13 protein-coding genes and 5 tRNA genes are annotated in these 13,521 nt (G+C 54.9%); 16 read left to right on the top strand and 2 right to left on the bottom strand.

Annotated elements, in window-relative coordinates:
• The first annotated feature begins 93 nt into the window (after positions 1-93).
• Both hrcA and dnaJ read left to right on the top strand, forming a co-directional pair.
• Positions 94-1,203: a heat-inducible transcriptional repressor HrcA gene (gene hrcA / locus G1C97_RS04665; RefSeq protein ID WP_169240759.1), complete on the top strand. Its 1,110-nt coding sequence runs from the start codon at positions 94-96 to the stop codon at positions 1,201-1,203.
• A 155-nt stretch (positions 1,204-1,358) separates the two neighbouring features.
• The gene (dnaJ, locus tag G1C97_RS04660) at positions 1,359-2,504 is read left to right on the top strand and encodes a molecular chaperone DnaJ (RefSeq protein WP_100495807.1); all 1,146 of its coding nucleotides are present in this window, start codon (positions 1,359-1,361) and stop codon (positions 2,502-2,504) included.
• Between the two features lie 81 nt (positions 2,505-2,585).
• On the opposite strand, the gene G1C97_RS04655 is transcribed toward dnaJ, so the two are convergent.
• On the bottom strand, positions 2,586-3,377 hold the full coding sequence (locus G1C97_RS04655; protein WP_169240758.1) for a fructosamine kinase family protein: 792 nt from the start codon (positions 3,375-3,377) through the stop codon (positions 2,586-2,588).
• A 146-nt stretch (positions 3,378-3,523) separates the two neighbouring features.
• Here G1C97_RS04655 and G1C97_RS04650 point away from each other — a divergent pair, with 146 nt between their 5' ends.
• Positions 3,524-4,441 carry an undecaprenyl-diphosphate phosphatase gene (locus G1C97_RS04650; protein WP_169240757.1) on the top strand — a complete coding sequence of 306 codons (918 nt, stop codon included), beginning with the start codon at positions 3,524-3,526 and terminating at the stop codon, positions 4,439-4,441.
• 153 nt (positions 4,442-4,594) lie between these two features.
• Here the strand turns inward: G1C97_RS04650 and G1C97_RS04645 are convergent, their stop codons facing one another.
• Positions 4,595-5,431: a PAC2 family protein gene (locus G1C97_RS04645; protein WP_169240756.1), complete on the bottom strand. Its 837-nt coding sequence runs from the start codon at positions 5,429-5,431 to the stop codon at positions 4,595-4,597.
• A 206-nt stretch (positions 5,432-5,637) separates the two neighbouring features.
• On the opposite strand from G1C97_RS04645, the gene G1C97_RS04640 reads away from it, so the two are divergent.
• The 13 genes from G1C97_RS04640 (at position 5,638) to G1C97_RS04580 (ending at position 13,480) form a co-directional block, all read left to right on the top strand.
• Positions 5,638-5,710: transfer RNA gene (locus tag G1C97_RS04640), tRNA-Gly, on the top strand.
• A 27-nt stretch (positions 5,711-5,737) separates the two neighbouring features.
• Positions 5,738-5,808: transfer RNA gene (locus G1C97_RS04635), tRNA-Cys, on the top strand.
• Positions 5,809-5,847: 39 nt separating this feature from the next.
• Positions 5,848-5,919, top strand: a tRNA-Val gene (locus G1C97_RS04630).
• Positions 5,920-5,965: 46 nt separating this feature from the next.
• Positions 5,966-6,038, top strand: a tRNA-Val gene (locus G1C97_RS04625).
• Between the two features lie 31 nt (positions 6,039-6,069).
• Positions 6,070-6,145: transfer RNA gene (locus tag G1C97_RS04620), tRNA-Gly, on the top strand.
• 146 nt (positions 6,146-6,291) lie between these two features.
• Positions 6,292-8,325, top strand: a complete 2,034-nt coding sequence (gene thrS, locus G1C97_RS04615) for a threonine--tRNA ligase (protein ID WP_169240755.1) — start codon at positions 6,292-6,294, stop codon at positions 8,323-8,325.
• Between the two features lie 143 nt (positions 8,326-8,468).
• A complete protein-coding gene (locus G1C97_RS04610) occupies positions 8,469-9,056 on the top strand; it encodes an HIT family protein (RefSeq protein ID WP_169240754.1) in 588 nt (195 codons plus the stop codon).
• Positions 9,057-9,198: 142 nt separating this feature from the next.
• On the top strand, positions 9,199-9,954 hold the full coding sequence (locus G1C97_RS04605; protein WP_100495801.1) for a YebC/PmpR family DNA-binding transcriptional regulator: 756 nt from the start codon (positions 9,199-9,201) through the stop codon (positions 9,952-9,954).
• Between the two features lie 6 nt (positions 9,955-9,960).
• Entirely contained in the window at positions 9,961-10,545 is a 585-nt protein-coding gene (gene ruvC, locus G1C97_RS04600) for a crossover junction endodeoxyribonuclease RuvC (RefSeq protein WP_100495800.1), read from the top strand.
• A gap of 89 nt (positions 10,546-10,634) precedes the next feature.
• Positions 10,635-11,264, top strand: a complete 630-nt coding sequence (gene ruvA, locus G1C97_RS04595) for a Holliday junction branch migration protein RuvA (protein ID WP_169240753.1) — start codon at positions 10,635-10,637, stop codon at positions 11,262-11,264.
• The gene (ruvB, locus tag G1C97_RS04590; protein ID WP_169240752.1) at positions 11,264-12,328 is read left to right on the top strand and encodes a Holliday junction branch migration DNA helicase RuvB; all 1,065 of its coding nucleotides are present in this window, start codon (positions 11,264-11,266) and stop codon (positions 12,326-12,328) included. Before ruvA ends, ruvB begins: the two co-directional genes overlap by 1 nt.
• A 92-nt stretch (positions 12,329-12,420) precedes the next feature.
• The gene (locus G1C97_RS04585; RefSeq protein ID WP_169240898.1) at positions 12,421-12,813 is read left to right on the top strand and encodes a preprotein translocase subunit YajC; all 393 of its coding nucleotides are present in this window, start codon (positions 12,421-12,423) and stop codon (positions 12,811-12,813) included.
• Positions 12,814-12,898: 85 nt separating this feature from the next.
• Complete coding sequence (locus tag G1C97_RS04580) at positions 12,899-13,480, top strand: adenine phosphoribosyltransferase (RefSeq protein WP_169240751.1); 582 nt, start codon at positions 12,899-12,901, stop codon at positions 13,478-13,480.
• Positions 13,481-13,521 lie beyond the last annotated feature (41 nt).

Genomic DNA, 13,521 nt, shown 5'->3' with positions numbered 1-13,521 from the left:
CCAGCGTGTCGCCGAAGGGTAGGCAGAGTGAATGCGGAACATACCTCGCATGAACAATAGGCCCATTTATCCATACCGACAAAGGAGGCGCGCATGACGCAATCAAGGCGCATGCTGGTGCTGCGCGCCGTGGTGGAGGACTACATTCGTTCACAGGAACCGGTTGGCTCCACTGCGTTGACCCGTGAACACGATTTGGGGGTCAGCTCGGCGACGGTCCGCAATGATATGGCGGCTTTGGAGGACGAAGGCTACCTTATCCAACCGCATACCTCTGCTGGACGTGTGCCCACGGAAAAGGGCTACCGATATTTCGTGGACCGCCTAGCCACGGTGGTGCCGTTGAGTAAGGCGCAGCGGAGAGGTATACGAGAGTTTCTGGCTGGCTCTGTCAGTCTTAAGGATGCCTTGCAACGTGCGGCAAGATTGCTCTCGGAAATCACGGGGCAGGTAGCCGTAGTAGCGTCGCCATCATTAGCTAAAGCAACACTCAGACACGTGGAGATGGTTCCTGTATCCATGTCTATGCTATTGGCGGTGGTGATCACTGATACCGGGCGTGTAGCTCAACACGGATTGACCGTGTCCGTTATGCCTTCCACGGAGGATATCGCGCACCTGAGTGCAGCTGTCAACGATCAATGCCATGGATTGTCTCTTTCCGCAGCTGCCGATACGGTACGTGCTATCGGCGCGTCGGTGGGCTACGATTCCGTCCATTCCGTAGCTGATGATCTTGCGAGTGCTTTCGAGTCGATGGCACTCGATGAGCGCGCCAGCGAGCTGTATATGTCCGGCACGTCGAATCTGGCTCATTCTCGTTCATGGACCGATCTCGCGCCGCTGTTTGATGCGTTGGAAGAACAAGTGGTGCTCATGAAACTCATGAGCAATCTCAGCGAAGAAACAACACCTTCAGGCGTGGGCGTTTCCATTGGATCGGAGAGCCACAGTCCACAGCTTCTGCACGCTTCAGTAGTCAGCGGCGGGTATGGACGCGGAGGCGTGGTGAAGGCCGACGAAGAAGCACAACAGGATCGGTCAGGCTTCGCAGAAGAACAGGTTGAATCACATACTGAGCCCGTTGCGTTTGTGGGTTCTATCGGACCTACGCATATGGACTATGCGACGACCATGGCAGCGGTTAGGGCTGTTGCGCGATATCTGACGGATTTCATCAGCGAAGGTGGCGCGCGGGATTGACATTATGCATATGCCATATGCACGGTATACGGGCGACGCAGTGAACAATCAGTAATCCATCGAATCGACCCTCCAACATGTATTCAAGCCATCCGCTGACTGCGGGCTGTGGCAGAATAACTCCGGACCAAATGAACACAAAGGAATAGAACCAAGTGGCAGATTATTACGAGACGCTGGGCGTAGACCGTAACGCAAGCGACGATGAAATCAAGAAGGCGTACCGCAAGCTCAGCCGCAAATACCACCCCGATATTGCCGGTCCGGAGTTCGAGGACAAGTTCAAGGAAGTGAACAACGCCTACGAGGTGCTCTCCAATCCGGATAAGCGCCGTATGTATGATTCGGGCGTGGACCCGAACAATCCCAACGCGGGCGCAGGAGGGTTCTCCGGCGGATTCGGTGATATGGGAGATGTGTTCTCCACATTCTTTGGCTCTGCATTCGGGGCGGGATCGCAAGGGCCCGTACCACGGACTCAGCCAGGACGAGATGCCTTGGCTTCAGCCACCATCGATTTGAAGACGGCGGTATTCGGCGGCACGGCACATGTGAAGATCAATACGTTCTCTCTGTGTCAGGAATGTGGCGGCTCCGGTGCTCAGGGCGGCGCGCAGCCCATTACTTGCCCGGATTGCCATGGTCAAGGATTCATGCAGAAGGTGGTTCGCACTATGCTCGGCCAGATGATGACCTCAGCGCCGTGCGAACGCTGCGAGGGACATGGCACCATTATCTCGAATCCGTGCCCAAGTTGTATGGGACACGGCCGCGTGCGCACCACGCGGAACGTTGGCGTCAATGTTCCCGCCGGCATTAACGACAATGCGCGTTTGAGGCTCGCCTCGCAAGGAGAAGTAGGTGAAGGCGGCGGTGCCGCCGGCGATCTCTATATCGATATTCGTATCAAATCAGATAAGCAGTTCACCCGAGATGGCGATGATCTGCATTGCTGGATTCAGGTGCCGATGAGCTGGGCCGTGCTTGGACATGACCTTACCATCGAAACATTTGACGGCAAGCAGACGGTGAGCATTCCAGCAGGATGCCAGCCGGAGGATACCGTCACGCTGAAGGGTTTGGGCGTTACCAATCTGCGCAACAGCGATGAACGTGGCGATATCGTGGCTCATGTGAACGTGCTGATCCCCACCAAGCTGGACGATGAAGAACGTGATCTCATCGAACGATTCTCCACTCTGCATGACGCCGATGCCGGTCATGTGGCGCAAGCTTCACGTCCACAGACAGGTCAGAAGAAGGGCGGATTCTTCAGCAAGCTGAAGGACGCATTGAGCTGAATAGGGATTGAAAATGGCTGTGGTCCTTACTTTTCTGCAGTAAGGACCACAGCCATTTTTTATCTATCTGATGCTTGCTTCTTATTTCAGTAATGAACGGCACATGGAACGATATTCGTTCACATATCCACCGCCGAAGAACACGCAATGTCCGGCAATGGGGTAGAGCTGCCAAAGGGTGATGCGATCCTTCCATCCTGCTTTCAGCGGATGCGCGGATTGATATCCCTCGATAATCTGCGTCAGGTAACTCATCCCGAACAGGTGCAGCATAGCCAGATCCTCTTCTCGATGACCTCCATGGGCCGCCGGATCAATGAGTACGGCTTCAGTATGTCCGCTATCAGCGGTCCACATCACATTGCCGCTCCACAGATCACCGTGGATACGTGCCGGCTTGTCATCTGCCGCACGTCCCATGATATCCGGCAGCGCTTCGATGACCCGTTCAGTCAATTCGATGTCTCGTTGGTCGAGTTCTCCGCGTCGGACACCAAGCTCAACCATCGGACGCAATCGTCCATCGGCAAAATAGGAAATAGGATCGGTCCAAGTGCCGGTATCCATTTTCACCGGATCCTGCAGCGGGCCGAAATAGCATGTGCCGTTATAGCCGGCTGGCGCAGAGCCAAAGTAATCGGCGCCGGCGTCATGCATATGGGCCAAAGCCACACCAAAATCATAAGCGGCTTGTGCCGTAGGGGAGGATGCGCTCACTCGTTCGATATTCAGATGATCTTTGCCCCAGTCATATACCTGAACCACACGTGGGCCACCTTGTGCATGAGCTTGTCCAAGCCACTGCAGACCGCGACCTTCGCATTCGAAGAATCCCTGCGGGGCGAACGCCCTGCTTTTGCGATAAATAGCCATAGTCGCTCCATCCTTATTGGAACCATTGCCGGTTCCATTGTAGAGATCATATATGCCCGTAAAACTTAGTGTTGTTTTACACCCCTGTGGGTAGGGTGTTCATCGTTATAAAACACATATATCTATAAGGAAAAACGCGAGGGGTTATGAATTTCTTCCAGGCGTTGTTCATGGGATTGGTTCAGGCGCTTACCGAATATCTGCCTGTTTCATCCAGCGCTCATATTCGCATTATCGGCGACTTGATGATCGGTAAGGATCCGGGTGCCGCGTTCACGGCTATCATTCAGTTGGGCACCGAGCTTGCCGTGATTCTCTATTACCGTCGTGACATTATTCGCATTCTCGGTTCTTGGTTCGGTTCCCTATTTGGCAAAGAAGGCAAGGATCTTAAAAGCCGACTGGGCGCACACAACCCGGATACGCAGATGGGATGGTTCATCATCATCGGCACCATGCCGATTCTCATCGCCGGTCTGTTGTTCAAGGATGCTATTGAGACGACACTGAGAAACCTGTGGATTACGGTAACCGTACTGATTGTGTTCGGCATACTCCTATGGGTTTTCGATGCGCGTGCCAAGCAGGTGAAAACCATGAACCAAATGACATGGAAGGACGCCTTGTTCTTCGGTATCGGCCAGATGCTGGCACTCATTCCTGGCGTATCCCGTTCCGGCGGCACAATCACTTTCGGCCGAGCGATGGGCTACACCCGTGAAGCCGCTGTGCGTGTCAGCTTCCTCATGGCCATTCCGGCGGTGTTCGGTGCTGGAATACTGGAATCCGTGTCCGCTGTGAAGGATGTCAATGCGTGCTCTGCCGGGGATGCCGCTGCATGCACCGCGATCGGCGCATTCCCCGGATGGATTCCTACGATTGCGGCGACCTTCGTGGCTTTCTTTGTGGGATATGTGGTCATCATCGGATTCCTGAAATTCGTTTCCACCTTCTCCTACAAGGCTTTCGCCATCTATCGAATCGGATTGGCCGTCGTGGTGGCTCTGCTGCTTATTGCCGGAGTACTGCCCGCTATTGATCCGTCCGTGGCCGCTGCCGCATAAGGAATTTACCGACACATCGCATGAGGCGTGTCTCCGCAAAACAGGGAGACACGCCTCATTGTTATGAGAAGGGTCTGATTCGCATCCAAACAGAATCAAGTAATGGCAGTAGGCCAGTTTTGCGATCCGACGGTCTCGGAACGCAAAATACGATCACTCATCGCCCATCTGCCGTAGAAATTCCTCGGCCTCACGGACCAGTTGCTCGCATTGCGGAGTGCCTACCCCCGCATCTTTCTCTGCTTGACGCTTGAGGTCATATTCGCGCTCCAAATGTTTAACGTATTCACGTAATTGATCGTTGCATCGTACCAGCGCGGATGCTTGAGTCTTCCATTGCTCCGCTCTCCGTTTCAGAGCGGACACGTCAAATGTATAGCCGATGTGTTTCCCTAACGCGTCTAACAAGCGTATTGTTCCTGCTGCGCAATCGTCGCTACCGAGATATTGCGGAATGGATACCCACATAGACGTATGGTCGAATCCTGCGTCGGACGCCGACCAGTCCAAAATGGTGGGAATTCCCACAGGACCGTTGTATTCGCGGTCACATTCACACTGGCATTCGCCATCGCTTACGGCGATTGGCAACGGACGGGTATGCGGACAATCGGAGAACATGGATCCCAAGGTAATCACCTTCGTCGCATCGAGTTCCTCGGCGATACGCAAGCTTTGGGAACAATATTCCTTCCAATGGTAATTGGGCTCAGGAGCTATCTGCGCATACAGGTGACGTCCGGCATCCAACGTGATGTCGTAGAACGTGGTTTGCGGCCAGACGAGATTTGCTCTTCCGGATACATGACACAGCATCGGTCGGGCTATCTGATAGTCATAGAAGCCGTCGCAATCGATATGTCTAATCTCACGAGACTCATAGTGTCCCACCAGATATCGGACGACATTCGTGGCCGCCTGACAGGCATCATTCCATCCTTCGAATGCGGCGATCATCACCGGCTGCGTCATATTCGACTCTTCACTCATAGTTCCTAGGGTATCGTGCCGTAAGCGGTCGCATCTTCAGCTTTAGCCATCAGCGAGCGCAAGCTGAAGATGGAAAAGAATAAATGACGGAACAGGGCATGAACGGGGCATGTAGAATAATCACGACACGCCGGATTAGACGAATTGCGGATAGACGAGTATAGTAATCACTCGTGCTTCGGCGAGGATAACCGAGCTGAGTACATGCGGACATAGCTTAGTTGGTAAAGCGCAACCTTGCCAAGGTTGAGACCGCGGGTTCGAGTCCCGTTGTCCGCTCTAGGTCCTTGAGTTGACAGACCTTACGGTGGGTTAGCCAAGCGGTTAGGCAGCGGCCTGCAAAGCCGTATAGACGAGTTCGACTCTCGTACCCACCTCTCAGGACGTTGATGTAAATCAATGTATTGACTAGGACCGGGCGGTTGGCGCAGAGGTAGCGCACTTCCCTGACACGGAAGGGGTCACAAGTTCGAATCTTGTATCGCCCACAAGAGATGGAAGTCTCGTTGTACATAACTGAATACCGATTTCATCGGGCGATTGGCGCAGCGGCTAGCGCACTTCGTTCACACCGAAGGGGTCGTAGGTTCGATTCCTACATCGCCCACTGGAATCCGCTTCTCACGGCGGAATCCTTTGCGGACATAGCTTAGTTGGTAAAGCGCAACCTTGCCAAGGTTGAGACCGCGGGTTCGAGTCCCGTTGTCCGCTCCACTTCAGACCTCGCTTTGGCGAGGTCTTTCTGTATTGTTGCGATTCACTCATGCGTTTGTCTGACGCAGTGCCTATCGTGTCCACTGTTGATTATCAGTCCAGGCCTGCACATTAGTAACGCGGACCCCGATAGCAAAGGACATATCATGGCGTTAAGCTCCATCTCCATTACGGTCAACGGCGAAGCGAAGGAGGTGGAAGCAACCACCACCGGCGTCGAGCTGTTCGCTGATGACAAGAACATCATCGCCGTCAAGATCAACGGCGAAAACCGTGATCTTTATACGCCGCTTGCTGACGGTGACTCCGTGATGCCGATCGCCCTCGACTCCGAGGACGGCCTCGCGATCATGCGTCACTCAGCTACGCATGTTATGGCTCAGGCTGTGCAGGAAATCTACCCGGACGCCAAGCTGGGCGTGGGTCCTGTGATCAAGGACGGTTTCTACTACGACTTCCAGGTGGACAAGCCTTTCACGCCGGACGATCTCAAGGAGATCGAAAAGCGCATGCAGCACATCATCAAGTCCTCCCAGTCCTTCCGCCGTCGCGTGGTGACCGAGGATGAGGCTTTGGCCGAAGAGTCCGATCAGCCTTTCAAGATCGAGCTCATCAAGGACAAGGAGGCGCACCTCGATCCGGCCGCCGCCACCGAGATCGCCGAGAAGGAGCTTAGCTTCTACGACAACGTGGACCGCGACGGCAATACTGTCTGGAAGGACCTGTGCCGCGGTCCGCACCTGCCGAACACCCGCTTCATCAAGGCCTTCAAGATCGAGCGCTCCGCAGCCGCCTACTGGCGCGGTTCCGAAAAGAACCCTACCATGCAGCGCATCTACGGCACCGCATGGGCCACCAAGGAAGATCTTAAGGCCTACCAGACCCGTTTGGAGGAGGCCGCCAAGCGTGACCATCGTAAGCTCGGTGCCGAGATGGACCTGTTCTCCTTCCCGGATGAGATTGGCCCCGGTCTGGCCGTATTCCATCCGAAGGGCGCAGCAGTGATCAACGCGATGGAGGACTACTCCCGCGAGATGCATCGCAAGTACCACTACAGCTTCGTCCAGACCCCGCACATCACCAAAGGCGGCCTGTACGAGACCTCCGGCCACCTGCACTGGTACAAGGATGGCATGTACCCGCCGATGCACCTGGACGAGGAGAAGGACGCCGAGGGCAACATCACCAAGCCGGGCGCAGACTACTACCTCAAGCCAATGAACTGCCCGATGCACAACCTGATCTTCAAGTCGCGCCAGCGCTCCTACCGTGAGCTGCCGCTGCGCCTCTTCGAGTTCGGCACCGTGTACCGCTACGAGAAGTCCGGCGAGGTCCACGGCCTGACCCGCGTGCGTGGCCTTACTCAGGATGATTCCCACATCTACTGCACCCGTGAGCAGATGAAGGACGAACTGACCAACCTGCTCACCTTCGTGCTTAAGGTTCTGCGCGATTTCGGTCTGTCCGACTTCTACTTGGAGCTTTCCACCAAGGATCCGAACAAGTATGTCGGTTCCGATGAGATCTGGGAGGAGGCTACCAACACGTTGCGTGAGGTCGCCGAGGCATCTCACCTTGACCTCGTTGCCGATCCGGGTGGTGCCGCCTTCTACGGCCCGAAGATCTCCGTGCAGGCCCGCGATGCCATCGGCCGTACTTGGCAGGTCTCGACCATCCAGCTTGATTTCAATCTGCCTGAGCGTTTCCAGCTTGAGTACATTGCGAAGGACGGCACCCACCAGCGCCCGGTGATGATTCACCGTGCTCTGTTCGGCTCCATCGAGCGTTTCTTCGCCGTGCTGCTGGAACACTACGCCGGCGCGTTCCCGGCGTGGCTTGCTCCGGTACAGGTGCTTGGCGTGCCGGTGGCGGACGAGTTCGCTCCGCATCTGGCTGGTTTCGTCAAGTCGCTTGAGGATGAAATGGTCCGTTGTGAGATCGATTACTCCGACGACCGTTTCGGCAAGAAGATCCGCAATGCTTCTAAGTCCAAGGTGCCGTTCATCCTCATCGTCGGCGAGGAGGATATGAATAACAATGCCGTGAGCTTCCGCTTCCGCGATGGAAGCCAGCTCAACGGTGTGCCGGTCGACAAGGCTCGTGAGCAGATTCTCACCGTGATCAAGAAGCGGGTTCAGGTGAATTCCGCAGACGATTTCAACGCCGCAGTCGAAGACTGACGATAATCGCCCGACTCTAGAGCGAGTCGTCGAGACCGAAGAACTGAGGGGGAGTCCAGACATTTGCTGCTGGCTCCCCTCAGTTTGTCGATGAGCGAACCGATCAAAAGATGAACATCGATTCCGGAAAGGAGAGCGCCTTCATGACCGAGACTATACGAGTCGATAATCCGGCTGATTTCCCACCTCAGGAAGACACTGTTGAACGTTTGTGGACTCCACAGCGTATGACATACGTGCTGCGTAATGACGAGGACCGTCCCACGAAGCCAAAAGCCAAGGAATGCCCGTTCTGCGCAGGACCAAATAAATCTGATGAGGACGGTCTGATCGCTTGGCGTGGCACACATGTTTTCGCCATCATGAATCTATATCCGTACAATGTCGGGCACCTGATGATTTGCCCCTACCGTCATGTCGGATTCATCACCGAACTGGACGACGCCGAGCTGTTCGAATTCGAGAAAGCCACGACCCTTGCCATGAAAGTCATGGAAACCGTTTCTCACCCGGACGGATACAATATCGGCATCAATCAGGGCGAGATAGCTGGGGCCGGTGTCGCCGCACATCTGCACCAGCATGTAGTGCCTCGTTGGAACGGCGACGCGAATTTCATGCCTATCGTCGCGCAGACCCGCACCATGCCGATTCTGTTGTCCGATCAGCGTCGTGCCTATGCCGAGGCGTTCGCACGTCTGGCTCCTCAATTCAAGTTGCCTATGGCTTAGTTTCATATCGGTCAACATTTTTCGATAATCTCTATAAAAACGCATAAGTAAGTGGAAGACCGTAGCCGTGAACAGACGATGTCTGATTACAGGCCTACAATCATTCCGTTTGACATCATCCGTCTAATTGCTAGGAGCATTAATGTCAGGTCATTCCAAGTGGGCGACCACCAAGCACAAGAAGGCCGCTATCGACGCCAAGCGCGGCAAGCTCTTCGCCAAGCTCATCAAGAACATTGAAATCGCCGCCCGCCTTGGCGGTGGTGATCCGGATGGCAACCCGTCCCTGTACGATGCCATCTACAAGGCCAAGAAGGCTTCCATGCCGGCCGACAACATTGCCCGCGCCGTTAAGCGTGGTTCCGGTGCCGAAGATGGTGCCGCCAACTATGAGGACATCGTATACGAGGGCTATGCCCCTGCAGGTGTTGGCCTCATCATCGAATGCTTGACCGATAACCGCAACCGTGCTGCCGCCGAAGTGCGTTCCACCCTGACCAAGGGCAATGGATCTCTGGCTACTTCCGGTTCCGTGTCCTTCAACTTCGAGCGCAAGGGACAGATCGTCGTTCCGTCCGAGGGTGTGGACTTCGATAAGCTCTTTGAAGTTGCTGCCGAAGCCGGTGCGGAAGATGTGACCGACGATGGTGAGGTCTTCACCGTCATTACCGGCCCGTCTGATCTGTTCACCGTGCGCAAGGCCCTGCAGGATGCCGGTTTTGACTACGATTCCGCCGATCAGGTCATGCAGCCGAAGAATGAGGTGGAGCTGAGCCTTGAGGACGCCCGCAAGGTGTCGAACCTTATCGACAAGCTCGATGATCTGGACGATGTGCAGAATATCTATTCCAACTGGACTGCCTCCGACGAGGTCATGGCCCAGCTTGACGAGGAGTAATTCCCAGTGATTATCCTTGGCGTCGATCCCGGGCTGACACGCTGCGGGGTCGGCGTGATCGAAGCCGGCGAACATCGCCGGCTTTCGTTTATTCACGTGGATGTGGTGCGTTCCTCTCCTGATATATCGCAGGATTTGCGCCTGTTGGCTATCTATAACGGTTTGGCGGAAAAAATGGATCGATTCGCACCAGACAGTGTGTCCATCGAACGTGTTTTCGCGCAATCCAATCGCAACACGGTGCTTGGCACTGCACAAGCCGCAGGGCTTGCCATGCTGGCTGCAGCGCAGCGAAATATTCCGGTTGCCCTACATACGCCTACAGAGGCGAAGCTTGCCATCACCGGCAACGGACAGGCTCAAAAGATTCAAGTGGAACGTATGGTGACACGTATTTTGAACCTGACGAAAATGCCTACGCCAGCCGACGCGGCTGATGCACTTGCCTTGGCCATCTGCCATGCCTTGCGCCCGGCAGGGGCCTTGCAAGGCGGGGAGCGCGAACAGCATCTGACTCCTGCCCAACGTCAATGGGCCGAAGCCGCACAGCATATGACGCGACGACGTATCAACCACGACCGCGGCATGTAGTATAATTCGAACAGTTGTTCGAGTGTGGTGTGGTCTGGCGCTCTGTGCGGTTATTGCCATCCACAGGAGATTGATGCAAGGAGTGAGCCATGATCGGCATGCTGTTCGGGCGGGTTGAATCGGTGGAGGCCGATACCGCGTTGGTCAACGTTGGGGGAGTGGGTTATGAAGTCCGCATGTCCTCCACGGATCTGAGTCGATTGCATTCAGGTCAAGAGACGCGTGTCTACACCTACATGAATCTCTCTCAGGATGCCATTACGCTGCATGGGTTCTTGGATAAGGACGCCAAAAAAACCTTCTTGCAACTCATCAAAGTGTCTGGCATCGGTCCCAAAGTGGCACAGTCGTTGCTATCCACCTTAACGCCGGTGCAATTAGCCCATGCCATTGCAGATAATGATGCTGCGGCCCTCGCCAAAGCACCAGGTCTAGGCAAGAAGGGCGCTCAGAAGATTATCCTCGAATTGAAGGGATCTATCGATCTAAGCCAGATAGAAGGCAACATATCTGCTGAGCAGGGTGTGACCGTATCTGCAGTCGATACCGGGATGAAGCAGGTTGTCGAGGGTCTGATGTCATTGGGATGGCGCCAGCAGGATGCGCAGCAGGCTGTCAACGAGGCCATCAACGACAATGACATCAACACTCCTCTGACGTCGGATGATGTGCCGCGTGTGTTGCGTTTCGCCTTGGCGCTGATGGATAGAGGTCGCTGATGAATGATGATATGACCTACGGCACTTCCAACACTGGTGCCAACGAAGAATCGTTACGCATGGTCTCGTCATCGCCTATTGGCAATGAGCCGGTGAGTGATGAGGAGCTGCGTCCGCATGTACTGGATGGTTTCATCGGGCAACCGAGGCTTAAAGCTCAGTTGCAGCTGTTCCTTGATGCGGCCCGCAAGAGAGACGTGCCGCCGGACCATATTCTGCTTGCAGGTCCTCCCGGACTTGGCAAGACCACATTGGCCATGATCGTCGCCAACGAATTGGAAGTTCCGATTCGTGTGACTTCCGGTCCTGCTGTGCAACATGCCGGTGATCTTGCCTCTATCCTGAGCTCGTTGGACACCGGTGAAGTATTGTTCATTGATGAGATTCATCGTTTGCCACGTGCCGCCGAAGAATTGCTATACATTGCCATGGAGGATTTTCGTGTGGATGTCATGGTGGGAAAAGGTCCGGGTGCCAGCTCGATTCCACTGACATTGCCGCGATTCACCGTGATCGGGGCAACTACGCGTGAAGGAATGCTGCCGAGTCCATTGCGCGCACGCTTCGGTTTCACTGCACATCTTGACTTCTATCCACAGGAGGAGCTGGAAAAACTTATCGAGCGATCCGCAAATGTGCTGGGCGTGAATCTGGACGACGGCTCTGCTCACGAGCTTGCCCTGCGTTCTCGTGGCACCCCGCGTATCGCTAATCGATTGTTGCGCCGTGTGCGTGATTGGGCCATTGTCCATGATCTCATCATGGTGCGCCCCGATGATGTCAAGGAGGCCTTGGCCCTCTACCAGATTGATTCGGAAGGTCTCGACCGACTTGATCTTGCAGTGCTTAACGCTATTGTGCGTAATTTTGGTGGCGGCCCGGTTGGTCTTAATAATCTCGCCGCCATGGTCGGTGAGGAATCCGAGACGGTGGAAACCGTTTGCGAACCGTATCTCGTACGAGAGGGATTCCTGATGCGTACGCCCAAAGGCCGTGTCGCGACTGAGAAAGCTTGGCAGCATCTGGGGCTGACGCCTACGAGCGATGTCAGCAAGACCTTCTAAACTTCTGACTGTTTGCATAATCCGGTCGTGTGCCATTTTCCGGACATGACCGTTGATCTGAAGGAGTTTATCCCGTGGATTCTTCCTACTTGATGCTCATTGTCATGGTCGTGGTCATCGGCGGCATGATGTGGTGGCAGTCCAAGAAATCCAAGCAGCAGCAGCAGGAGCGTCAGGATTTCCGTCGCAATCTGCAGCCCGGCACCGAAGTCATTACTATTGGTCAGGTAATTGGCAAGGTCGTGGAAGTTGATGAGCAGTATGAGGAGATTGTGATCGACTCTGAAGGCTCCAAAATGCGTTTCGCTTTTAATGCCATCGCTCGCGAGTACACTCGTCCGGCTTATGTTTCCGATGACGAAGTAGACGAAAACGGCAACCCTCTATCCGAAGAGAAAGATGCCGCCACTGAAGATGAGGCAGCTCAGGTTCCGATTGAGAGTGCTGCAAAGGGCAACGAAACGGACGAACCCGAAGCGAAGTAGGCTTTCTGGTTCATACGCGTCCATGTGTATGAACCAGAAAGCCACGTCAAATACCCGTAAGCAACCTTATTCTGAGGACGAATATATGACGCAGTCGGATATCACTATCGACGCATTAGGCAAGGTCGGTCAGGAGAACGCCGAATATCTGGTATCTCTGATTCGTTCTGTGCCAGGTTTCCCTAAGGAAGGTATTATCTTCCGCGATTTTATGCCGGTGCTTGCCGATCCGAGGGGGCTGAAGATTCTGCTTCAGGCACTCGAAGAGGCTTTGCCGGTTCCCGCGGATGAATTCGATGCTATTGCTGGTCTGGAATCCCGTGGATTCCTGTTCGGTCCTACGCTCGCTTCACGGTTGGGCAAAGGATTCATCGCCATTCGGAAGGCTGGCAAACTGCCGCCTGAAACTATCGGTGAATCCTATGATCTCGAATACGGCACCGCCAGCGTGGAGATCGAGACCGAAGCCGTGGCGCATGGCGAGCGAGTGCTTATTGTGGATGACCTCATCGCAACCGGCGGCACGGCCAAAGCCGGTGCAGATCTCATAGAGAAAGCCGGGGGCAAAGTGGCTGGCTTCAGTTTCGTGATGCGTCTCGACGGACTTGACGGTATTGACAAGCTTGGCGGCGCGCCCACCAGCTCGTTGGTCTCCATGCCTGCGTGAGCTGTCTCACGAACGCGCGTTGTATTGTCATGGTCCGGCAT

This window comes from Bifidobacterium olomucense, from assembly GCF_012932375.1.
Taxonomy (GTDB): domain Bacteria; phylum Actinomycetota; class Actinomycetes; order Actinomycetales; family Bifidobacteriaceae; genus Bifidobacterium; species Bifidobacterium olomucense.
The sequence above is the reverse complement of the archived record's forward strand: the minus strand, read 5'-3'. Positions and strand labels throughout refer to the sequence as shown.